This window comes from Acinetobacter sp. YH01020 (assembly GCF_013420275.1).
Taxonomy (GTDB): Bacteria; Pseudomonadota; Gammaproteobacteria; order Pseudomonadales; family Moraxellaceae; genus Acinetobacter; species Acinetobacter amyesii.
In genome coordinates this window covers 16,889-39,039 of the sequence record NZ_VOYN01000014.1, presented here as the reverse complement: position 1 = coordinate 39,039, position 22,151 = coordinate 16,889, and the positions used below count along the sequence as shown (strand labels likewise).

The following is a 22,151-nucleotide window of genomic DNA, read 5'->3' as shown; positions in this document are numbered from 1 at the left end:
ATGTATGTATTGGCCTTCAAATACACCAAACACAAAATTAATCCCGCCAATTGTACCTGATTGAGGAGGCTTCTTGCTAGCTTATCGATATTCGTCTTTAGGATGATTTTTTAATCATTTCAGCATTTAAATTGGGTTTACTCCCTTAAATTTAGGATTAATCGTTTAATTAGATTAGATCTTATTTTTTTATTAATTATTACATTTATGCGATTTTAACAGAAAATTATGACTGTTCAGTTTCATGAACAAATCCTTCAACTTTTAGCTCATGTATTAAATTTTCATGGCCGTATCATTTATTAAATAAATTCCATCTTGTTTCAAATTGGTTGCCTTTTTTATCCCATCTATTAGCTTTGATCTTTCCCCTAAAATGAAAAACAAGTTGAATTAGCACAAAGAAAAAAGGCTTTTTTTAGCTTCTTGTGACTTTTTTGCAATTCTTTGACACGACCCACAAAGAGTGTGATATTTGTAGTTAAAACACAAAAAGCAATCACAACGGAGAGACAATAATGACTTTAGAATTTACGCATAAACCTGATTATTTTCTATCTGCGCAATTGGTGATTCACCATATTAAAAGCTACTTAGATAAGCATCCTGATGCTCAAAATGCCATTTTTGATTTACGTGATATCTATGAGTTGTTACGACAAGATTTAGCTTCTGCAACAACCAACCTTAACGGGATTATGAATATTGCAGATGAATATAAACTTGAAACTTTAAACGGTGATCAAAAACTTATTAGCAATTATTCTATCGATGCTAAAAACAACTCCTTACTCATCGATTTTAATGCAGATGCTCTTGCCGCATTAAAAAATGGCAAACCTATTATTGAACCCGATGCAACAATTACGGAATAAGTAGAAAACTGATATCAAAAAGCCATTCAAATTGAATGGCTTTTTATACTTATCATTCACTAAAATCAGCTTAGCTACATATCTAAGCTTACTTAATTTTCATTGGTACTCGGCTCTTTAATATCTAACTTCGGTTTATTTTTCTTAAAACGAGTTGCAGGCCATGTCATGGTGAAACGCGCTCCACCTAATATTGGACTTTCATCAATATCAATAGTCCCGCCAAACCAATATGCAATACGACTAACAATCGATAAGCCTAAACCATAACCCCCTGAAGCACGGGTACGACTATCATCTAAACGCGCAAAGGCGTCAAAAATACGCTTACGATCCTCTTCCGGAATACCAGGGCCATCATCTTCAACACAGATATAGGCCATGCCTTCATCATTCACACCACCACTGATCAGCACTTTATCATCACAATAACGCACTGCATTACCCACCAAGTTTTGTACAACGCGATGTAAATAGCGACGCTCGGTTTCCACAATCACCCCAATCGGTGGTGCTTGCAATTCCAAGGTTTTCCCTGTCTTTAAGGCTTCGGTTTCAATCAAGACCTGATCTAAAACTTCAAACAAGCTGACATCTTCAAACTCTAAAGATGGCATGCCCTGTTCGAGCTTGGCATAAGTCATGATCTCATCAATCAAGGTATTGAGAGCTTCGATATCTTTGTCGATTTGTTCAACTTGCTGCTGACGGTAGTCGTAGTCGTCTTCATCCGCCATCATTTCTACACCAAAGCGAATCCGCGCCACAGGTGTTCGCAGTTCATGCGATACCGCGCGCATCAACTCACGCTGTGCTTCAATTAAACGTTCAATATGATCTGACATTGAGTTATAGCTCGATGCCAAGGTACCAAATTCATCGGTACTTTCGACAGGCAGACGTACAGATAAGTCCCCGCCCTTCATTTTATTTAACGCATAATTTACAGCACGCAGCTTACGTTGCATCGGCACCAATAGACCATAAACACCCAAGCTCAAGACAAACAAGCTCAGTAGCGTAATACCGGCTGCCAACTGAAAAGGCATCCAATTGAATAGCGGTACCGGCCCCATAACCAAGACTTCTGAAGTTGAGCTTGGAATTGGCGATACGATCGAAATAGTTGTACCGCGTTCCGTCGCACTGTCACGATACAAAATAATACTGTGATCTAAACGTAGCCGGCCGATTTGCTCAGAATCTAAAGGCAAACTCTGAACATTTTGAATTGAAATTGGATATGAAAAATGATGCTGAATTTTTTCAAGATATTGTTTTTCTTGACCTGGGTAATAAACCAAATAATCCAGTATAAAGACAGGCAACGCCTTCATTTGGCGTTCTGAAATATTATCAGCTTTTATATACAGTAGATGTGCAGGATCATCTTTTAAACCAATAATAATATAAGCTGCTGTGGTTTGTGCGTCCCAACGCACTACAGCTTTACGCTCTTCTATACGTTTTGTTTCCGCTCGGGTTAAATCAACCTGATTAGCTTTTACATAATAAATAGGCAACTCAAGTAGATCAGATGCATCTGACACCCAATCTGACTTTTGTTGTTCATTTGGCTGACGTGCAATACCTTCACTTATAATGAAAGCCAAACCGTCAGTAAGCGATTCACGATATTCTTGCGCGCGCTGGTAGTTAATGATTTGCACCAGCAAATAGCCAAATGTAGCGACTAAAAAGACTAAAATCAGTAGCCCCGCATAAACGCGCAAAAATATACTGTGTTTAAACACGTAAAAGTGTCCTACTTTGCCAAACTAAGGGACGGTATTTTACATTAAATGCCGTTGGTTTCTTTTACGAATAAATAACCTTTACTACGTACGGTCTTAATGCGTTTCGGGTTTTCTGGATCATCGCCAATTTTTGGACGAATTCGCGAGATACGCACGTCAATTGAACGATCTTGACCATCGTATTCAATACCACGCAGACGCTCAAAAATATCTTCACGAGAAAGAATGCGACCTGCATTAGATGCCAACAACCATAAAAGGTCATATTCTGCACTGGTAAAGTCAACCAACTCATTATTGAGTGTGACAGAACGACCACCATTATCAATTACAAGATCATCAAATTCGATGCGCTGTGCAACCTCATCTTCTGGTGCTTTGTCTGTACGACGTAATAATGCACGAATACGCGCAAGTAAAACGCGAGGTTGAACAGGTTTTGCAACATAGTCATCTGCACCCATTTCTAGACCCAACACTTGGTCCATGTCTTCGGTACGTGCAGTCAACATTAAAATTGGTTGATGGTAGTGTGGACGAACTTCACGACAAATGGTTAAACCATCTGCACCCGGAAGCATCACGTCGAGTAATACCATATCTGGTTGTTCAGCGATAATACGGCGAATCGCACGATTACCGTCTGGTTCTACCCCAACTTCAAGTCCGTTACGGATTAAGTATTCTTGAGTTAAACGAGCAAGACGCTCATCGTCTTCAACAATTAAAATTTTAGGTAACTTTTCTTCTTGGCTCATTGATTGCCCCTTATTTGATTGGGCGTATCCTATTTGAAATCCGATAGATACGCTTAAACATAGTTTGCAATATACACACGTTTACATTGTAAACAAGATGGCATTCACCAAACTGATACATCAATATCGTATTTTGTAATAAATTTTAACCTGCTACATTTTTGCAGCCGTATTTACCAATCATTTCCATGCCCTATTGCTCACAATACCAACAATTATAAATTTGGATACATTTTCATCGAATAAAAACTGACTGATTAATTCACAACTTTTTAGGCTTTCTGAAGTTATCCACAATGTTATCTATAAGCACTCTTTTTCGACTTTGCTATGCTATGCCCTTGTCGGATAAGGCATATATAACAAAGATAAAAAATAGGGATTTTTTGAGATGGATTTCTGCCAGAAAAGTTCAAAGCATTTAGTAAAATGTCAATATTGATATACCCTGAATTTTCCCGTATCTTGTGTTCAATAAATTTTTAAACCACTAGGTCTTGTGTTTAAACCTCAAACACTGTGGCATAAAAATTGCCCAGTTCAAACGGTCCTAACATAAAAATAGATGACAAATGGAGCTATGCTAGCATGAGCGTAACGAATTCAACCCCTGGTCAAATTCAGGTGATTAAACGCACCGGTGACGTTGCACCTTTTGATGCAGAAAAAATCTCTGTGGCGATTGGTAAAGCGTTCTTGGCCGTTGAAGGCCAGCAAAGCGCTGACTCCAGCCGTATTCATGACCGTATCTCTCAATTAACTGAGATGGTATTGAATACCTTTAACCGTCGTTTACCTTCTGGCGGTACCATTCATATTGAAGAAATTCAGGATCAGGTTGAACTTGCGCTTATGCGTACAGGTGAGCAAAAAGTTGCTCGCTCTTACGTGATTTACCGCGAACAACGTGCCGAAGCTCGTAAACAAACTGGTGCTCACCACCACCCTACTTTACAAGTGACAGGTTCAAACGGTCAGCTTAAACCGCTTGATCTTGGCGCACTTGAGGCAAATATTGTCAAAGCAGCTGAAGGTTTAGAAGGCATCGATGTTCGAGCGATTATCGATGAGACTGTAAAAAACCTTTATAACGGCGTAAAAGAGTCAGACATCTCAACAACCATGATGATGGCAACTCGTACACGTATCGAACAAGAACCAAACTATACATACGTGACTGCGCGTTTATTGCGTAACGACCTTGTTGCTACAGGTTTAGAGTTCTTAGGTTTAGATAGTGACACGAACGAAGGCGACGCTTTAGAAACTTTCTTAAAGAAAGGTATCGAGCTTGATCTTCTTTCTCCAGAACTTCTTAACTTTGACCTTGCAAAATTGGCTGCTGCGATTCAACCAGAACGCTCAAACCAATTTACTTATTTAGGTCTACAAACCTTATTTGACCGTTACTTCATCCACTCAGATGGCGTACGTTTCGAATTACCACAATTATTCTTCATGCGTGTTTCAATGGGTCTTTCATTGAACGAAGACAACCGTGAAGAACGTGCAATCGAATTCTACAACTTATTGTCTAGCTTCGATTACATGGCGTCTACGCCTACTCTATTTAACTCGGGTACTTTACGTCCACAGTTATCTAGCTGTTACTTAACAACGATTTCAGATGACCTTTACAACATTTATGGCGCAATGCGTGATAACGCAATGTTGTCTAAATGGGCGGGTGGTTTAGGTAATGACTGGACGCCAGTTCGTGCGCTTAACTCGTACATCAAAGGTACGAATGGTAAGTCACAAGGTGTTGTACCGTTCCTTAAAGTTGCCAACGATACTGCTGTTGCAGTCAACCAAGGTGGTAAACGTAAAGGTGCAGTATGTGCATACCTTGAAACATGGCACTTGGACATCGAAGAATTCCTAGAACTTCGTAAGAACACCGGTGATGACCGTCGTCGTACCCATGACATGAACACAGCGAACTGGGTTCCTGACTTGTTTATGCAACGTGTATTCGAAGATGCTGAATGGACTCTATTCACACCATCTGAAACACCTGATTTGCATGACCTAACAGGTGCAGAATTTGCTGAACGCTATGCTTACTATGAAGGCATTGCGAAAGAAACCAACATGCTACATAAGAAAGTCCGTGCGAAAGACTTATGGCGCAAAATGTTGTCAATGTTGTTTGAAACTGGCCACCCTTGGATCACATTCAAAGACGTATGTAACTTACGTTCACCACAACAACACGTGGGTGTAGTTCACTCTTCTAACTTGTGTACAGAAATTACGCTGAACACTAACGAAGATGAAATCGCAGTATGTAACTTAGGTTCAATTAACCTTGTACAACACGTTCAAGGCGGTGTGTTAGATCGTGAAAAGCTTGCTCGTACAGTTAAAACTGCTGTTCGTATGCTTGATAACGTAATTGACATCAACTACTACGCTGTTCCACAAGCACGTAACTCGAACTTGAAACACCGTCCAGTGGGTATGGGTATCATGGGCTTCCAAGATGCTTTATACGAAATGAAATTGGCTTATGGTTCTGATGCTGCGGTTGAGTTCGCTGATGAATCGATGGAAGTGATTTCTTACTACGCGATCCAAACGTCTAGCGACTTGGCACTTGAACGTGGTACTTACGAGACATTTAAAGGTTCACTTTGGGATCAAGGTATCTTGCCAATTGACTCTTTAGATATCGTACAAAAAGCACGTCCTGACCGTATGTTCGAAGTTGACCGTACAACACGTTTGGACTGGGATACTTTACGTACTAAAGTTCAAAAAGACGGTATGCGTAACTCAAACGTGATGGCGATTGCACCAACTGCAACCATTTCGAACATTTGTGGCGTGTCTCAATCAATCGAACCAACTTTCCAAAACTTGTATGTGAAATCTAACCTTTCTGGTGAATTCACAGTGATCAACCCGTACCTAGTACGTGCGTTAAAAGATCGCGGTCTTTGGGATTCTGTAATGGTCAACGACCTGAAACACTTTGAAGGTTCGGTTCAAAAAATTGCACGTATTCCTGAAGAGCTTAAAGCAATCTTCGCGACTGCGTTCGAAGTTGAGCCACGTTGGATTGTTGATGCTGCATCACGTCGTCAAAAATGGATCGACCAAGCTCAGTCTCTTAACCTTTACATCTCTGGTGCAAACGGTAAGAAACTCGACATGACGTACAAAATGGCATGGTTACGTGGTCTAAAAACTACTTACTACCTACGTGCATTAGGTGCGACTTCTGCTGAGAAATCAACCATTAACACTGGCGCATTGAACGCGGTTAAGCCTGCTAATGTTGCAGCACCTGTAACTGCTGTTGCGAAAGAAGAACCTAAAGCTGAAGTTGCTGCTGAAGAAGAAGGTTTTGGTCAAGCAGCACCAGTGCCAATGGCATGTTCAATTGACAACCCTGATTGTGAAGCTTGTCAATAATTAACTAAAGGTATCGAAATCAGAAATTAGGCTACTCACGTGGCCTCTCTGAAAATCTCTATAACGTTGGCCGCGTATAGCGTAATTATTCTGAAAGGAACGATTATGAAAAAAAGAAAAGATATCTTTGGAAGAAAAATTGATTTAACCACTGAAGAACGTAAGTCTCTTCAAGCGGTTGTAAGTTTTACAATAACAATACTGTGGGCATTGAGATTCAGAGATTCTTATGTAGCACATGTTTTGTTGAAGTGTATTAGTTTAATTTGCTCAAAAATATTCAAATTAATTAAAACACTATGGGATATATGTATTTTGACAGCTATACCATACTTGGTATTTAAGCTATCAAATTAATTAAAACACTATGGGATATATGTATTTTGACAGCTATACCATACTTGGTATTTAAGCTATCAATTTACTTACAAAATATAGCTAATCCGTTCATTTAAATGGATTAGCAATAATTAGGAAACCTCCATGCCACACATGACGCATAACTATCAGTTAGGGCTTATTGCTTTGGTGGTTTCCTTTATTTTGACTTTTTATGTCCCGATCGCCTATTTCTGGTTTAAGGCATATAAATCGCGTAATCAAAATAAGTAGTGGGGATATTTGCTCTACCGAACACTTTTAGAGCAGTGATCGACAAAACTTAATTTTGCTTACACAAATTGAGCGTATAGTAGGACATCTCAGCGACGCTGGATGTCTATAAAAGATATAAAGCAACGAAGAGAGAACTGTTATGTCTATCCTAAGTTGGGACGATTTCGAAGATGATGAACCGAAACAAGCTGCACAAGCTCACCAGCCTGCGCCCGTCGAACCGCAAAAAACGACTGATTCGCAAGTGGTATCTAATGCACAGCACTCATCGCCGAATTTGGCAGCTGCACAACCCGCTCGAACCAGTACAAATCGACCAACAGATCCAACCGATCCGTTGGCAAGAGCATCTAACGCTCTAGAAAATCTAGACGTTGCACCTGGCTTAGAAGAGCTAGAAATGGGTGCTCAGCGTGTTCAAGTTGACGATAAAGCGATGATCAACTGCCGCGCTGACTTAAACCAACTTGTACCGTTCAAATACGAATGGGCTTGGCAAAAATATCTAGACGGTTGTGCTAACCATTGGATGCCGCAAGAAGTGAACATGAACCATGACATCGCACTTTGGAAGTCTGAAAATGGCTTAACCGAAGATGAGCGTACCATTGTTATGCGTTCTTTAGGTTTCTTCTCGACTGCGGATTCATTGGTTGCGAACAACTTGGTTCTTGCAATCTACCGTCACATCACAAACCCTGAATGCCGTCAGTACATCTTACGTCAATCATTTGAAGAAGCAATTCACACGCACGCTTACCAATACTGTATCGAATCTTTAGGTATGGACGAAGGCGAAGTCTTCAACATGTACCGTGAGATTCCTTCAGTCGCTCGTAAAGCAGCTTGGGGTCTGAAATATACACAATCTTTAAGTGATCCTACGTTCAAAACAGGTACGCCTGAAAACGACCAAATCTTGCTTCGCAACTTGATCGCGTTCTACTGCGTACTTGAAGGTATCTTCTTCTACTGTGGTTTCAGCCAAATCTTGTCTATGGGTCGTCGTAACAAGATGAATGGTGTTGCTGAGCAATTCCAATACATCTTACGTGATGAATCTATGCACTTGAACTTTGGTATCGACATGATCAACCAAATCAAGATCGAGAACCCTCACCTATGGACTGCTGAGTTCCAAGAAGAAATCATTCAAATGATTCTTGAAGGTACAATGCTTGAAATCGAATATGCTCGTGACACTATGCCACGCGGTGTATTGGGTATGAATGCAGGCATGATGGAAGAATACTTGAAGTTCATCTGTAACCGTCGTTTAAGCCAATTAGGCTTACCTGAACAATTTGCTGGTGTGAATAACCCATTCCAGTGGATGTCAGAAATGATGGACTTACGTAAAGAGAAGAACTTCTTTGAAACTCGCGTAACAGATTACCAAACTGGTGGCGCGTTAAGCTGGTAATAAATTTTTCAGCGAAATATCAAAAGCGGAACCAAGTGTTCCGCTTTTTTTATGAAGAATTTCATTCACCCAAGCAAATCTATGCATTTAATTTAATTCATATTCTGCTAATATAAAACGGTATAAAAATACATTAATTAATAAAAATCACATAATAAAAGAGGACAGAATGAAAGGTCAGATATTAGATTATTCAGTACAAACCAATTCAGGCATCATCAGTGGAGATGATCAAAACCGTTATGAGTTTACAGGTGCAGAATGGCGTGGCCAAAACTCACCTAAACGTGGCGATCATGTAGATTTCGATATCAGTCCCGAAGGTCAAGCGGTTCAAGTATTCAATGCACTTGGCAGCAGTAATCCTATTCAACAAATTTCACAGCACCTCGATAAAATTTCAAACCAAGACCAAGCTGAATCAAAATTCAACATGATTGATTGGTTTGTCAAATGTCTAAAAAATTATGCCAACTTTACTGGACGTGCACGCCGTAAAGAATATTGGTTTTTTGTTTTGGTCTATCTTATCGCAATGATTATTACTCTGATTGTCGATTCAGTGCTTAGAACCAGAGGAATATTCACAGGTATTTTCATCTTAGCAATGGTTATTCCGTCCCTTTCTGTTGCAGTACGTCGTTTACATGATATTAATAAATCTGGTTGGTATTGGTTAATACAAATGATTCCGCTCGTTGGACCAATTCTGGTTCTAATTTGGCTTGCAACGGAAACCAAACCTGAAGTAAACCAATGGGGACAACCTGCAAAATAAATAAAAAATCGTGGCTACTATTTATATAGCCGCCCTATCAACAGCACATCAACTCAGGAAAAATATGAAAGGACAAATACTAGATTTTTCGATTCAAACTAATACTGGGGTGATTAGTGCTGAAGATGGAAAACACTATCAATTTGCTGGTCATGAATGGCGAGGTCAAAGACCACCTACACGTGGAGAACAGGTTGATTTTGCTTTGGATGAAAGTGGGCAAGCGATTCAAGTCTACATTGCATTACGCCAACAAAGTTTTTCCACGAATACGCGAACAAACTACAGTGAAGAAGAGGAAAACTATGACTTTTTCGCGTGGTCATTCAAACCACTGAAAAAGTTTGCTGAATTTGAAGGACGTGCTCGACGTAAAGAGTTCTGGTTCTTTTGGCTATTTTGTATATTGGTCACTATACTCGCCTCTGTTTGCGATTTCGTTATTGGCAGTGAACCTTGGCTAGAAAATATTACCAATATCGTTTTACTCATTCCTAGCTTAGCTGTTGGCGCACGTCGACTACATGACACAGGACGTTCAGGTTGGTGGCAACTTTTAATGCTCACAATCATTGGGATCATCCCACTGATTATCTGGTGGGCTACAGACACCAAAGCCGAGAACAACCAATGGGGTCAACCCGCTAGAGATCTGCAACAATAAAATAAGGCGCACAATGCGCCTTATCTTTTAACACAAAAATTTAGCCATATTTACGTGCAAAATCTTCATCTGAAGTGCATAGATAAATAATAAATTCAATAAAAGCAACAATGGATGGAATAAAGGTCCAACAGAATAGTAGATACACAATCCCCCATCCAATACGACCCAAATAGAATTTATGGATACCAAATCCGCCAAGGAAGAATGCTAAGAGTGCAGCAACAATTCGACTCTTTTGACCGTATTGCGTGCCTAAAGCATTCGGCACAGCGACTAAGTAAATATCGGTTGCGTAACCCATTCCACTTGTCTCAAAATCAACAAATTGTCCACGAGCAGGAACAGTTTGTCCTTTCCAATCGCTTCCAGAAAATTGATAACGATTCTGATCATCTCCACTGATGATGCCTGTATTATTTTGAACAGAAAAATCGAGTATTTGCCCTTTCATATAATCCTCTATGTTTTATCTTTATTTGATGATTCTTGGACGTTATTTTCATCAGCAATATAACGAATTATTGATGAATATCATATCATTAACTTATCTTGCCAAATAGCATTTTGTAAACATCAATCTCAATGCATATACCACAGCCATCGCAAATATTGCATAACCCGCAGGAGTAATAAACAACGGAATACATAAAACAATCACCACGGTTAAAGGATATAAAAGTTTTCTAAAGCCACTTTGATGATGCAATTCATGGAGTAAATATAAACTTGTCGTATAAATCACAAGGCTGATTGCTACAAAGTAGCTTTCTTTCTCAGAACTAATCAGCGCCTCATGCGAAACTACATCAACTGCGGCAGCTAAACCTGCACCAATCGCCGCGATACTAATAAAGACAAAGAAATGTCCATAACCCCAAGTAAATGCCATTTTTCGGCTATTTAAACGCTCTGCAATACTGGTATCAAAATAAGACCACCACATGGTGAACATCATCATCAGGCCGCCTACCATCAAAAAGATCAGTTCAGTACTAAAACGCTGATTTGTTAATGCATCGGTTATGGCAATCGAGCATCCGACAATAGATTCGCCTAAAACAATAATGGTAAGCAGTGAATATCGCTCAGCAATATGATGCGCATGCCAAGGTGTACGGCTTGCAGCTTCTGCAAAAACTGGCACAGACAGTTCAGCAATTGCAAGTAAAATGAAAAGATAAACGGTGAAATGCAGCGGTGAAAAATGAAAGAACAGCCACCCCACTTGTACCAGTATTATGCCAAAAGCATAGCGTAATGCAGTTTTCCGACGGGACAGATCATGCTTTGCAACGCGAAACCACTGCGTAACTAAGCCGAGACGCATAATGGCGTAACCAATCACAATTACGTCAAAATCCTGCTTTTGAAAAGCGCTTGGAATACCAGCAGCAATGACCAAAGAGCCAATAATCTGAACAAAAGTTAAGATTCGATAGAGCGCATCATCATTATCATACGCCGAAGCAAACCAACTAAAGTTCATCCACGCCCACCACAAAGCAAAAAACACCATGCCATACAGCGTTAAACCCTGAGCCAAATGATTTTCAACAATGGCATGATGCAGTTGCTGCCCTGCGGTTGCGATCGCCACGACAAAGATCAAGTCAAAAAGCAATTCTAAAGAGGTCGCGACACGATGATGCTCATGTGGATCACGTGGGTGCAAAGGTTTGAGCCACTGACTAGGGAATAAAAACGATCTGGACATAGCATTCAGCTTTATTATTTTCTGTCTGAATTTTTTCAAAAGCCTGAAACAGTTACAAGATCGATTACATAAATCAGATGAGAAACAGTTTTCTAGAAAAAGGATAATGGTTTTAAAAACCTACTTAAGCGTTAGATATTTCAATAGTGGAAGTAAAAATTCAAAGTGACAAAACTGCGAAAGACGTTTTAAGATAAAAACTCGATAGATCGATGTGTTTTTTATATCTCAGCTATATTTTTCTCTAAATTTTAATGACATACTGCTATCCACTAAAATAATAATGAAACCTAAAAGTAATGTTAGAAGAAAAATTAGCGTCTTTTCCTGACGCAGTTTGGGTACAGATTCATTATGATCAAATGCAAGTTTTAACGCGTGATCATCAAATTGTAGCTGAACAAAACTGCCCTCTGGCTTTTATAGAACGTGGAAGTTTTGTCCGAAACTATCATGTTGCAGAACAGTGCTTCAACCAACTCATACAACAGATCCACTTCAAGTGGTATGAGTTTGGACAGCCGGTTATTTTTATTCAGTTAAAAGAACGCTTAAGTGAAGAAGTCAGCGCACTCGAGCTACAAGCCATTCAAGAAATGGCTCTAAGCGCAAATGCACATTTTGTATTTGTCTACGATAAACATGGCATCGCACTCGAAGCAGAAACCATCAAAAATGATGAGTCACCTTTGCTCAAATGGTTTTTCTGTGGGCTGATTTTTCTGATTTTGCTGATTATCTTTAAATAATCAGCATCATTCTCTTGATTAGGTGCAACTACGACACTGTCTGCTGCTGCAATTGCTCAATACTCGAAATCAAATCGTTAAAACGATCAATCACCAGTGCCGGTGCAGCCGTTTGAATTTCTTCTGCACTACCATAACCATAGCTCACAGCAATACTCCGCACTGCATTACGGCGTGCGCCTAAAATATCGTACTCACGGTCTCCCACCATCACACATTCCTTCGCATCCAACTGTTCTTGCTGCAAAATGTATTCAATTAAATCGCCTTTGTTGGTGCGCTCACCGTTCAGTTCACTGCCATAGATCACAGTAAAATATTGTGCCAAATCAAAATGTTCTAAAATTTGGCGGGCATAGACCGTCGGCTTTGCTGTAGCGACGTACAAGTGAAAGCCTTGCTGTTGTAAAGTTGCTAGAGTTTCGGCAACGGCAGGATAGACTTTATTTTCAAATAAACCGGTCACGGCAAAGCGCTCGCGATAACCTAGTAAAGCCTGATCTGCAAGTACATTATGCACATCGACATTGAGGATTTTGGCCAAAGAGGCTTTCAAAGGTGGCCCAATGATCCAATCGATATTGGTCTCATCCGAAATGGGATGTCCAATTTTCGCCAGTCCATAGCGTGCTGAAGTAGTAATGCCAACTTTTGGATCTGTTAATGTTCCATCGAGATCGATCAATATATTCTTAATCACAGCTTTTACCTTATCCATTCACTTCTGCAAAAATACTATCGAGTGTTCGCTCAAAGTTGCCTATACTATCGCAAATTTTGTGTAATAAGGACATCATTGTGCGCCCTACTGTACTGTGCTTTTCAGGTCTTGACCCTTCAGGTGGTGCAGGACTGCAAGCGGACATTGAAGCCATTGGTCAAAGTGGCGCACATGCTGCCATTGCGTGTACAGCGTTAACCGTTCAAAACTCACAACAAGTGTATTCGTTTGAAGCAACCTCTCGTGAGTTATTGTTGGCTCAAGCACATGCTGTCGTCGGTGACCTCCCTATTCGCTGTGTAAAATCAGGAATGCTAGGAACGACTGAAAATATCGCGGCTCTCGCTGAGTTTTTACGTGAACATCCCGAATATCATTATGTTCTCGACCCCGTTTTAGTTGCCAATAGTGGTGGTTCTTTGGGCGATCAAGCAACGTTGGTCAAAGCCTTTGCGGAATTGATTCCGCTTGCCACTGTGCTTACACCTAATACCGTAGAATTACGCGCACTCACAGGTGAAGACGACATATTTAAAGCTACAGCAAAACTTTTTGCGATGGGCGCTCAAGCGGTATTAGTAAAAGGTGGCCATGAAAATACGCCAGACTATATCCAAAACTCGTTGTACATTCAGGGTGAATTAGTTTCTGAAACCCGTTGTCCACGACTAGATGGGGAATATCATGGTTCGGGCTGCTCATTGGCGAGTTTTATAGCTGGGCGTTTAGCCTTAGGTGATGAGCTCAAAGCGGCTGTTCATCATGCCGAAACATGGTTATTTGGTGTGTTGAAAATCGCTGAATCACCTGTTATCGGCGGACAGAAAATTCCAAAACGTTTTTAAAGTTCTAGGTTATTTAAACCCGATAGAATAAAACGCTATATCATTTAAAGCCCTGAATATCAGGGCTTTTTCAAATTAAGAGTCGAGTTGAACGCGATAGACCAAGGTTGGAATTTCCCACGCACCACCAGCAAATCCTTTGCACTGTGTGGTTTTTGCCATATAGGTTTGGATAAAACGCTGACCATTCCATGACCACTCCCCCGTACTATGACAGTCGCCAATGCCTCGTCCACGTTGATTGGAGAAAATCTGCCCTTCGCTAAAACCACTTCCGGAAAAGGTCACGGATTGTTTGATTTGCTTTAAATTTCGATCCATTAACCAATAGCCATTGCCACTGTTATATGCCCCACGCCAACATGGCACTTCGACCAAGGCATTTTTTCCATTGATTGGAAACACCACGACTCGATCATCCTCTAAGAAATTTGCATCAAAGAGTTGAGGACAATCTTCCACTATGGTTTTTTTCTTAATCAATCCAAATAATTGTTTGGCTGTGGGCGCATTGACGGCATACCGTGTTTGTAAGCCCTTACTATAATTTTGAATATACACTTTCGGAATACTTTTCGGTTTGAGTACATTGGTCGAACTGCTATTGGCTTTACGCAATAATGCCGAATTTGTCCCTATGCGCTTTTGAAAATCATCCATACGGAGTAATACGGCGCTTGCGCCCTGCACGGACAATATCCATGTTTTGTTGTTGCCTTTCCACACAATTGGTTGGTTGGCTTGTAAAGCTTGAATCAATTTTTGAGTTTGAGCTGCACTTAACTGACCTTCCGCAGTTTTGGCATCAAGCTGCACAGTTCCCTGATTTTTACCTAAAATGTAAAGTTGAAGTGGTTTATTTGCCGCATTGAAGGTTTCAGGATCGAGTTTCACTCGTGCGCTGACTTGCGCTTGTGCGCCCGCAGCACGTTGTAATAACACAGAAATAGCGGGTTGATTGCCCTCCGCTTGATAACCTGCAATGCGACACGTCCCCGTATTATCACAAGCGATTTCCCAATCTTTATGTGAAAAATAGTTTCCTTGAATTTGAGCAAAGCTCACACTACAACCCAATGCAGCAATGTAGCCCAATAAAAGTTGCCAGATGACATTATTTTTGTTCATGTCTTTGGCTCAAAATAATTATATTAGAACCATCTTAAAATGCTTTTCACTGAAACTCCAGTTTAAATGGATCTGCTACATGATTTAAATTTATAGAGATGAATCATTCAGTTGCTGTATCTCTTCACATTTTTTTCGCTTCACATTTTCATCACTGAGCGTATTCATCAAATCTGCCGCCAGTCCTTTTAACAGACTCATATCATCATCGGTCATTTGATTCGGCTGCCGATCTAAAACACAAAAACTTCCCAACGCCACCCCATTACGGTCTCAAAGTGCAACGCCTGCATAAAAGCGAATGCGGTTATGCATCAATTCAGGTAAATGCGCAAAGCGTGGGTCACGTTGTAGGTCTTCAATAATCAAACGTTCATTTTGATACACCAAATGACTGCAGATCGAATCTTGCTTCGACTGACGTATCTGCATCGGTTGCTCGGTAGCCTCAGCCAAAGGGCTACCTGGGGTATAGACCCAGTCTTGCTTGACCCAAGAAATTTGTGCATATTTCACATCGAAGGCTTGTCGAGCTTCTTCAATATATTGTTCATAGATCGGTAAATTCCGCTCATCCAAAACATTCAGTTCTTCTAATGCTTTTAAGCGCTGCGCTTCAACGCTAGGATCAGGCTCATCCAACCAAGATTCACCCTGCTTCAATTGAAAAGCTTCAATGGTTAATAACAAGTCATTCATATTATTGACCACAGCATCGACGGTGAAATTTTCTTTGATCGCATCTAATTGGGATATCTCATCACAGCTCCAAAGTGCAAAAATCAGTTTTTTATCCGGAAACTGCGCCTTAAAAACATGGCTTAGTAGGCGAATTTGAGCTTCTGGTGCCGTATGGAAAATCGAAATACATACGATCTGAATATCCTCTTGGATATCATCCATACTTTGATGCTGATTTTGAATCAATACGTCGCTAAATGCCTGAGCCTGAATACCACTTAAACTTAGCCCATGCGCCAACATAGCCGATACTTGAACATCAATTTCCCAACGTGCGCCGATACATAACACCGCTGCTTTCTGATCCTGCTGTGCAACTGGATATGCCCGTTGAAAACTATGATTAAACAGTTTTAATCCCTGATGTAAACGTAGTCGATGTTCAGCACTGGCCTCGGTGTTGTGGCCTCTCGAAAAAATCCGTATGGCTGGAATCGCGACTTTGGCATAAAACGCATTAACCCGCCGTGCCTTGATTTCATCCGTGGCATCTTTCGGTAACTTTTCAGCAATAAAAGTCTGTGCAACATCCATGGCATCTTGCACATCATCAGCGACTAATCTTTGATAGAAGCGCTCATGCGGTGCCAATGCAGGCGTACTACCGATCAGGGTTTTAATAAAACCTAAGGATGGTACATAGCTCGAAAGCACCAATAAACACGCGGTTAAAGGTGTCGATAAAATCAAACCAATTGGCCCCCACACCGCCGTCCAAAACATGGCAGCAATAATAATGGCTAAGGTTGAAAGTCCGGTACTTTCCCCATATAACCAAGGCTCAATAATATTATTACTGACCAACTCCAAGAGCAAAATTAAACCCACTGTCCATAGCACCATATTCCATGTGGGATCTACCGCAAAAGCCAATGCAATGGGGAAAATCGCAGAAATCATTGGGCCGACATAGGGAACAAAGCGCATCACAATCGCCACCATTCCCCACATAATTGCTGCCGGAACCCCAATAAACCATAGTCCCAAGGCCATCGGAATACCGTAGGTCACATTCACCATCAGCTGCATACGTAAATATTTACCTATACGATTGGCCGCTTCATCTAGTGCGTCTGTTCCAATATTTAAATTTCCGCCCAGCAGCTTAAGGAACCGATCATGCAAATCTTTCCGATTAACCAAAATCAGAATCACAAACAAAAAAACAATACCCGCAGTTGCCAAAGGATTGAGCACCCGCTCACTCCAAGCCATGACCGCTTCAGCCGTGGTTTGTTGTTGCCCCACCACTTTCACTTGCTGCACTTTAGGATTTTTCTCTTCAGGCACCACATCATCTATCGAGTTTTCAACGGTATCTATGGTGGTTTTTGCGCCATCCCAAACACTTGGGCCGCGTGCAAATTGACGAATAGAATCCATTTTCTTTTGAATTGTGCCCTGATATTGCGGTAATTCTTGGCTTAATTGCCCCAGTTGATAACCCAAATATGAGGCTGCGCCGGACAAAATCGCCAAAGCCAAACCGACCACAATAAATATAGATGGCATCTGTGGTAGTCCCCAACCACGGAGTTTCATCACCAAAGGATCAACTAAAAAAGCCAATAAAATTGCGAGTGCCAATGGAATAAAAATATCTTTGCCAAGATATAAGGCGGCAATCAGCAAACTACCGATGATAAATCCTGCCGTGATTCGAATCACTTTATGTAAATCTGCAGGGGGCATTTGCTTCGATGCGTTCAGATCTTGCAAGCCTTGCTTTTGACCTGATGGTGATGATTCAAAATCTTGCGCTAATTTATTATTTTTATGATCCATTTTCTTATCCTGAACGATGGTCATTATTTTTTAATTTAGGCTGAAGTTTTAGAACTGCATACGAATTTCATGTAATGATTTGCAAAAAAAAACAGAGCGACATGGCTCTGTTTTCATACTGTGTTTTCAGATGAATTAAAAGATAATTACTTTACTTTGATGAGTCACAATATCCACGGGAACAGAAATATGTTGATGAACGATCTTCCATTGAGACTGCGTTTTTTTCATCCCAATGGTATTACGACACCACGAGATCCCCGGCGTCGGTATCCCGCTCTGATCATCAATTTTGGAATAACAGTGCAGAAAGGCAATATCAGGATCTGCATGGATGACCAATTCCCGCCTAAATACCTTTAAGCCTTCACGAAAATACTCCCGATAAAATTCCCACATTTTTTGATATGCCATTAAGCCACGCATTTCACAACTGGCATCAAAAAAGTACACATCTGCTGCGCAGGATTCAGCAATATTTTCAATTTTCAATTGGCAGATGACCTCATCCCAATTGGCTAAAAATTGCAGAATTTCGTCAGCGGCCTGTTGGTCACCAACTATTTTGATTTTATCTTGCATCTCTGGCACCTATTTATTTTATTTTTTATGAAGCATTGTTCTGGGCGGCGTTTGGAAGTTGAATTTTAACGATCTTCCAGCTCCAACCGCGGCGTTGCATACTAAATACGGTATATTTTTCTTCGCTTAGGCCTTGGAGCGGCACATACAGATCAAATCGATTCCAAGCGCTATAGCTGGCTTTGGGTTCAAGTGGCTGGCTTTGCTTTAAAGCAACAGCGGTTGCAGTTTCGTCATTTTTGGATAGTGTTGACGCATAAGGTTGTTCTGCGACCTTATTTTCAGCATGCGTGAATAGTTCAATCCCTGGGCTAATCATGCTCGGATTGGTCAGTTTGGTTATTTCTGGTAGTTGGATCGACTCTTTTAATGCTTTGCCTTGTAAAAGCAGCATGATACTGGTTGGATTGACCAGACTGTCGACTAGCGTTGCACTGAGGACTGTGCTGAGCTGCCCACCCCAAGACTGGGCAAATTCGGGTAAATGCTGTAGCCCAGTTTTCTGTTGAATGAGGTCTTCAACTTGTGGTTTTAGACTCGATTTGACTGCCGCAAAATCGATATATTGAGCAATTTTTTCAGGTTGATTGTGCTCATAGGCTTGACGTATTTGATACAACACCCAATACGGAGACGCAATCATCCAACCCATGACGATGATCAAAATCGTAATGAGCCCATAATACAAAATATGATTCTGCTTATTCATCGTTCACCACTCTAGCCAGTGAAGTTGTGGTACTTCCTTGTACCGTCAAATAAGCCTGATCTGATTGAATAGCATCCAACCCAACAGCACTTATCTGAGAACCATATTGCTTTTGACCTAGTGATTTTGATGAGCCATCAGGGTTTATTCCCTTTCAACTATCTCTATCAGGTTATTGCAAATTTAAACTGTTAGATCTTTAATTTGGGTACTTGCACCATTGGTTTTAACTGATTCAATGCCTTTATCTCGCGATTGCTCACTGGCATAAAATTGGCTAGTTCCAATAATTTGATGGTTTGCCGCTTTCAAATTGAAATAAGGTTTGCCATTTTTGGCTGTCAGTCGTTCAAAACGGCTGTCATCTGCACTGTTCTTTTGTACAGACTCAATCCCGTTTTGTGCTGATGCTTTCGCTTTGTATAATTCACTCGTTAAAATGATTTCACCGTTACCCGCTTTTAAAACAAAACGGAACTGCTGATCATTAGAGTGACTGATCTCGTACCATCCCGACATAGGTTACCCCTTCATTTTCATTGTTTTATCTATTATTCGATCAGGATTTGTTGTTGGAAATTCAACCTGATCTACAGAATATAAATGAACTCGGTCACATTTTTCAATGTCTTTTTTGATCAGTATAAAGCTCAAAATTTAATCAAAAAGGGATTTTTTAATAAATAATTCCAATAAAAAATAATCCGACCGAAGTCGGATTTCATCATTCTTTCATCATGCTGTATTTGTGAATAGCGGTACATTGCTCAACGCATTGAATAAAGGCCTTAAGGACTCACGATCTGCTTCGAATAGGTTGCTTTATTCATTTCTAAAATTTCTACACAAAGTTGCACTTCTACTACTGAAGCTGTGACATGTTGTTTCAGCACGTCCAATAACAACAATGAAATTTGCTTTTGAACTTCAACCGTTCGACCCGTCAATAATGAAACTTTGGCATGCATATACGCATGTTGAGCGTGTTCATCCAAGCCCACAACAAAATCTTGTTGAGCGACAGCACGGCTCTTAATATCATTGATGGCACTCACATGACCCGATTCAAATAAGGCAGCGTTTAGCGCTTTAAGTAAAGGTCGAGCTTCGACGTCAAGGTTATTGGAATATTCCAAATGAATATGCGGCATAGTAAAGACATTTCAAACCTGTAATGCGTCTATTATGCAGGCTGAAAAGTAAAATCTATAGCGGATTAGATATCAATTTCATGTTTAAGTAGTCATCCCAAGCCAAGTGTTGACTTCGCTTAGGGTGCTTGAAGGTTGCTTTAGACCGAACAAAAACGAAACTTAAACTTTTTTCACGTACTCAGATTTGAGTTTCATAGCCCCGATACCATCAATTTTACAGTCAATGTCATGACTATCTGTTGCATCGACTAAAAGGCGAATATTTTTAACTTTGGTACCAACTTTCACCACTGACGATGAGCCTTTAATTTTAAGATCTTTCACCACAGTAACCGTGTCGCCATCGGCCAATACATTGCCATTGGCATCTTTAATCACCACCTGCTCATCTGTAGCGCCTTCGCCTTCACGCCATTCATGTGAACATTCAGGACAAATCAGTAAATCGCCATCATTATAGGTATATTCAGAATTACATTGGGGACAATTGGGTAAAGACATAAAAGACCTCAAAAAAAGATGGATGCAAAAATCCATAAAATCTTAATATAACATTTTTATGTATTTCATAAACTTAAAAACCATAAATATCTTATGGTTTAGTGAAGTTATGACGATGTAAATAACACAACGCCACAGCACTTAGCGGTTTAAATTTTAGATCTCTAATGAGGTGTTTAATATCAACGCTTTTAAAATATGCGCATGATTTTTATCCATATGTTTGGCCGCTGTGAGTAAGGTCAGTGGCTCCTCTTTTTCCCATGCGCGCAGTTGTTCTAACTCGGCTTGATTGGGTTGTATTTCTTGCAAATAGCGCTGTTTAAATTCGTCCCAACGAGAAGCCATTGCCTCGTCTTGATGATACCAACGACGTAAATCTGTCGATGGCGTCAATGCCTTCGGCCACAAATCTAGCTCTGCGCTCACTTTACTGATACCACGCGGCCACAAGCGATCGACTAATATGCGTTTACCGTCGTCTGGGCTTATCTCATCATAAATACGTTTAATGTGTACAGTCATTAAGCCCTCCTTCGCCTATTTGCAGTTTTTCGATCATTCTTCAGATTATTCATCGGGGATCGCTGGATTCACTAAAAAAGCCAGTAACTGTAAAGACTCCTGCCAACCCAAATAACAGGCATCAGGTGGAATAACGCTCGGCAACCCTGCCTGTACAATCGTCACTTCGGTTCCTACTGATACCGCTTTAAACTCAACAGTGACTTCGATTTCACCGGCTAACTCTGGCATATCAAATTGGTCTGTATAACGCAGTATATGATTCGGCACGACTTCATGATAATCGCCATGAAAAGCGTGTGTGGTTCCCGTTGAAAAATTTTGAAATGACATGCGGTACGAGCCACCTACACGCACATCCGAATGCTCCACATGGGCCGTAAATCCATGCGGTGCCATCCATTTCACCAAAGCATCTGGCTCCACAAAGGCACGATAAACGCGCTCTACAGGCGCACTAAAAACACGATGTAATCGAACAGTATTGCTCATGATGATGTCCTTGTGTCATTGTTTTCACTGAATCATCCACATGCATTCACCCTCGCTTTATCGTCCATTTTTATCACACTGAAACGTTCTAAATGAAACAGCTTTGAGACATGCGAGAAAGGTCATTGCTGTTCAATACTATAGTGAATCCTACAGATTGATCCCATCACTTTAACGCAATGCCGTGTTATGTTTTGTGAGCTGCATTTATA

22 protein-coding genes are annotated in these 22,151 nt (G+C 40.6%); 7 read left to right on the top strand and 15 right to left on the bottom strand.

Annotation, left to right across the window (positions count from 1 at the left end; genetic code table 11):
• Positions 1-518 precede the first annotated feature (518 nt).
• Entirely contained in the window at positions 519-875 is a 357-nt protein-coding gene (locus tag FTT85_RS07530; RefSeq protein WP_078192296.1) for a hypothetical protein, read from the top strand.
• A 92-nt stretch (positions 876-967) separates the two neighbouring features.
• Here the strand turns inward: FTT85_RS07530 and bfmS are convergent, their stop codons facing one another.
• Both bfmS and bfmR read right to left on the bottom strand, forming a co-directional pair.
• Positions 968-2,629: a sensor histidine kinase BfmS gene (gene bfmS, locus FTT85_RS07525; RefSeq protein WP_180183237.1), complete on the bottom strand. Its 1,662-nt coding sequence runs from the start codon at positions 2,627-2,629 to the stop codon at positions 968-970.
• 44 nt (positions 2,630-2,673) lie between these two features.
• Positions 2,674-3,390 (bottom strand): response regulator transcription factor BfmR, encoded by a 717-nt coding sequence (gene bfmR / locus FTT85_RS07520; protein WP_067764711.1) that lies wholly within the window; start codon positions 3,388-3,390, stop codon positions 2,674-2,676.
• 588 nt (positions 3,391-3,978) lie between these two features.
• Here bfmR and FTT85_RS07515 point away from each other — a divergent pair.
• The 4 genes from FTT85_RS07515 (at position 3,979) to FTT85_RS07500 (ending at position 10,290) form a co-directional block, all read left to right on the top strand.
• On the top strand, positions 3,979-6,810 hold the full coding sequence (locus FTT85_RS07515) for a ribonucleoside-diphosphate reductase subunit alpha (protein ID WP_180183236.1): 2,832 nt from the start codon (positions 3,979-3,981) through the stop codon (positions 6,808-6,810).
• A gap of 754 nt (positions 6,811-7,564) precedes the next feature.
• A complete protein-coding gene (locus FTT85_RS07510) occupies positions 7,565-8,848 on the top strand; it encodes a ribonucleotide-diphosphate reductase subunit beta (RefSeq protein ID WP_078191110.1) in 1,284 nt (427 codons plus the stop codon).
• 169 nt (positions 8,849-9,017) lie between these two features.
• Positions 9,018-9,626 (top strand): DUF805 domain-containing protein, encoded by a 609-nt coding sequence (locus tag FTT85_RS07505; RefSeq protein ID WP_180004739.1) that lies wholly within the window; start codon positions 9,018-9,020, stop codon positions 9,624-9,626.
• Between the two features lie 64 nt (positions 9,627-9,690).
• The gene (locus FTT85_RS07500; protein ID WP_078192310.1) at positions 9,691-10,290 is read left to right on the top strand and encodes a DUF805 domain-containing protein; all 600 of its coding nucleotides are present in this window, start codon (positions 9,691-9,693) and stop codon (positions 10,288-10,290) included.
• Between the two features lie 40 nt (positions 10,291-10,330).
• Here FTT85_RS07500 and FTT85_RS18705 read toward each other — a convergent pair whose 3' ends face one another.
• Positions 10,331-10,744 carry a TM2 domain-containing protein gene (locus FTT85_RS18705; protein WP_228144741.1) on the bottom strand — a complete coding sequence of 138 codons (414 nt, stop codon included), beginning with the start codon at positions 10,742-10,744 and terminating at the stop codon, positions 10,331-10,333.
• Between the two features lie 93 nt (positions 10,745-10,837).
• Positions 10,838-12,007 (bottom strand): low temperature requirement protein A, encoded by a 1,170-nt coding sequence (locus FTT85_RS07490; RefSeq protein WP_180183235.1) that lies wholly within the window; start codon positions 12,005-12,007, stop codon positions 10,838-10,840.
• Positions 12,008-12,306: 299 nt separating this feature from the next.
• Here FTT85_RS07490 and FTT85_RS07485 point away from each other — a divergent pair, with 299 nt between their 5' ends.
• Entirely contained in the window at positions 12,307-12,756 is a 450-nt protein-coding gene (locus tag FTT85_RS07485) for a hypothetical protein (protein ID WP_168378559.1), read from the top strand.
• Positions 12,757-12,784: 28 nt separating this feature from the next.
• On the opposite strand, the gene FTT85_RS07480 is transcribed toward FTT85_RS07485, so the two are convergent.
• Positions 12,785-13,456, bottom strand: coding sequence for an HAD-IA family hydrolase (locus FTT85_RS07480; RefSeq protein WP_180183249.1), 672 nt, complete (start codon positions 13,454-13,456; stop codon positions 12,785-12,787).
• 98 nt (positions 13,457-13,554) lie between these two features.
• Here FTT85_RS07480 and FTT85_RS07475 point away from each other — a divergent pair, with 98 nt between their 5' ends.
• Positions 13,555-14,322 (top strand): hydroxymethylpyrimidine/phosphomethylpyrimidine kinase, encoded by a 768-nt coding sequence (locus tag FTT85_RS07475; RefSeq protein ID WP_180183234.1) that lies wholly within the window; start codon positions 13,555-13,557, stop codon positions 14,320-14,322.
• Positions 14,323-14,397: 75 nt separating this feature from the next.
• Here the strand turns inward: FTT85_RS07475 and FTT85_RS07470 are convergent, their stop codons facing one another.
• The 10 genes from FTT85_RS07470 to FTT85_RS07430 form a co-directional block, all read right to left on the bottom strand.
• Positions 14,398-15,450, bottom strand: coding sequence for a DUF1176 domain-containing protein (locus tag FTT85_RS07470; RefSeq protein ID WP_180183233.1), 1,053 nt, complete (start codon positions 15,448-15,450; stop codon positions 14,398-14,400).
• Between the two features lie 90 nt (positions 15,451-15,540).
• Positions 15,541-15,705 (bottom strand): hypothetical protein, encoded by a 165-nt coding sequence (locus tag FTT85_RS18700; protein WP_257232118.1) that lies wholly within the window; start codon positions 15,703-15,705, stop codon positions 15,541-15,543.
• 18 nt (positions 15,706-15,723) lie between these two features.
• Complete coding sequence (locus tag FTT85_RS07465) at positions 15,724-17,976, bottom strand: AI-2E family transporter (RefSeq protein WP_257232116.1); 2,253 nt, start codon at positions 17,974-17,976, stop codon at positions 15,724-15,726.
• Positions 17,977-18,111: 135 nt separating this feature from the next.
• Complete coding sequence (locus FTT85_RS07460; RefSeq protein WP_218948513.1) at positions 18,112-18,558, bottom strand: nuclear transport factor 2 family protein; 447 nt, start codon at positions 18,556-18,558, stop codon at positions 18,112-18,114.
• Between the two features lie 25 nt (positions 18,559-18,583).
• Complete coding sequence (locus FTT85_RS07455; RefSeq protein ID WP_180004734.1) at positions 18,584-19,267, bottom strand: DUF2939 domain-containing protein; 684 nt, start codon at positions 19,265-19,267, stop codon at positions 18,584-18,586.
• A 183-nt stretch (positions 19,268-19,450) separates the two neighbouring features.
• Positions 19,451-19,786, bottom strand: a complete 336-nt coding sequence (locus tag FTT85_RS07450) for a YegP family protein (protein ID WP_180009306.1) — start codon at positions 19,784-19,786, stop codon at positions 19,451-19,453.
• A gap of 269 nt (positions 19,787-20,055) precedes the next feature.
• A complete protein-coding gene (locus FTT85_RS07445; protein WP_180183232.1) occupies positions 20,056-20,418 on the bottom strand; it encodes a 5-carboxymethyl-2-hydroxymuconate Delta-isomerase in 363 nt (120 codons plus the stop codon).
• 162 nt (positions 20,419-20,580) lie between these two features.
• On the bottom strand, positions 20,581-20,922 hold the full coding sequence (locus FTT85_RS07440; protein ID WP_180055548.1) for a zinc ribbon domain-containing protein YjdM: 342 nt from the start codon (positions 20,920-20,922) through the stop codon (positions 20,581-20,583).
• 156 nt (positions 20,923-21,078) lie between these two features.
• Positions 21,079-21,447 (bottom strand): DUF488 domain-containing protein, encoded by a 369-nt coding sequence (locus tag FTT85_RS07435; protein ID WP_180055549.1) that lies wholly within the window; start codon positions 21,445-21,447, stop codon positions 21,079-21,081.
• A gap of 45 nt (positions 21,448-21,492) precedes the next feature.
• Positions 21,493-21,939: an SRPBCC family protein gene (locus FTT85_RS07430; protein WP_180183231.1), complete on the bottom strand. Its 447-nt coding sequence runs from the start codon at positions 21,937-21,939 to the stop codon at positions 21,493-21,495.
• Between the last annotated feature and the right edge of the window lie 212 nt (positions 21,940-22,151).

Bases quoted from the DNA above. Each gene is read 5' to 3' on its own strand.
- FTT85_RS07515 (WP_180183236.1), top strand. From the start codon at position 3,979: ATGAGCGTAACGAATTCAACCCCTGGTCAAATTCAGGTGATTAAACGC.
- FTT85_RS07435 (WP_180055549.1), bottom strand. From the start codon at position 21,447: ATGACTGTACACATTAAACGTATTTATGATGAGATAAGCCCAGACGAC.
- FTT85_RS18705 (WP_228144741.1), bottom strand. From the start codon at position 10,744: ATGAAAGGGCAAATACTCGATTTTTCTGTTCAAAATAATACAGGCATC.
- FTT85_RS07470 (WP_180183233.1), bottom strand. From the start codon at position 15,450: ATGAACAAAAATAATGTCATCTGGCAACTTTTATTGGGCTACATTGCT.
- FTT85_RS07430 (WP_180183231.1), bottom strand. From the start codon at position 21,939: ATGAGCAATACTGTTCGATTACATCGTGTTTTTAGTGCGCCTGTAGAG.
- FTT85_RS07505 (WP_180004739.1), top strand. From the start codon at position 9,018: ATGAAAGGTCAGATATTAGATTATTCAGTACAAACCAATTCAGGCATC.
- FTT85_RS07460 (WP_218948513.1), bottom strand. From the start codon at position 18,558: ATGCAAGATAAAATCAAAATAGTTGGTGACCAACAGGCCGCTGACGAA.
- FTT85_RS07530 (WP_078192296.1), top strand. From the start codon at position 519: ATGACTTTAGAATTTACGCATAAACCTGATTATTTTCTATCTGCGCAA.
- FTT85_RS07490 (WP_180183235.1), bottom strand. From the start codon at position 12,007: ATGTCCAGATCGTTTTTATTCCCTAGTCAGTGGCTCAAACCTTTGCAC.
- FTT85_RS07440 (WP_180055548.1), bottom strand. From the start codon at position 20,922: ATGTCTTTACCCAATTGTCCCCAATGTAATTCTGAATATACCTATAAT.
- FTT85_RS07485 (WP_168378559.1), top strand. From the start codon at position 12,307: ATGTTAGAAGAAAAATTAGCGTCTTTTCCTGACGCAGTTTGGGTACAG.
- FTT85_RS07455 (WP_180004734.1), bottom strand. From the start codon at position 19,267: ATGAATAAGCAGAATCATATTTTGTATTATGGGCTCATTACGATTTTG.
- bfmR (WP_067764711.1), bottom strand. From the start codon at position 3,390: ATGAGCCAAGAAGAAAAGTTACCTAAAATTTTAATTGTTGAAGACGAT.
- FTT85_RS07510 (WP_078191110.1), top strand. From the start codon at position 7,565: ATGTCTATCCTAAGTTGGGACGATTTCGAAGATGATGAACCGAAACAA.
- FTT85_RS07465 (WP_257232116.1), bottom strand. From the start codon at position 17,976: ATGGATCATAAAAATAATAAATTAGCGCAAGATTTTGAATCATCACCA.
- FTT85_RS07445 (WP_180183232.1), bottom strand. From the start codon at position 20,418: ATGCCGCATATTCATTTGGAATATTCCAATAACCTTGACGTCGAAGCT.
- FTT85_RS07500 (WP_078192310.1), top strand. From the start codon at position 9,691: ATGAAAGGACAAATACTAGATTTTTCGATTCAAACTAATACTGGGGTG.
- FTT85_RS07450 (WP_180009306.1), bottom strand. From the start codon at position 19,786: ATGTCGGGATGGTACGAGATCAGTCACTCTAATGATCAGCAGTTCCGT.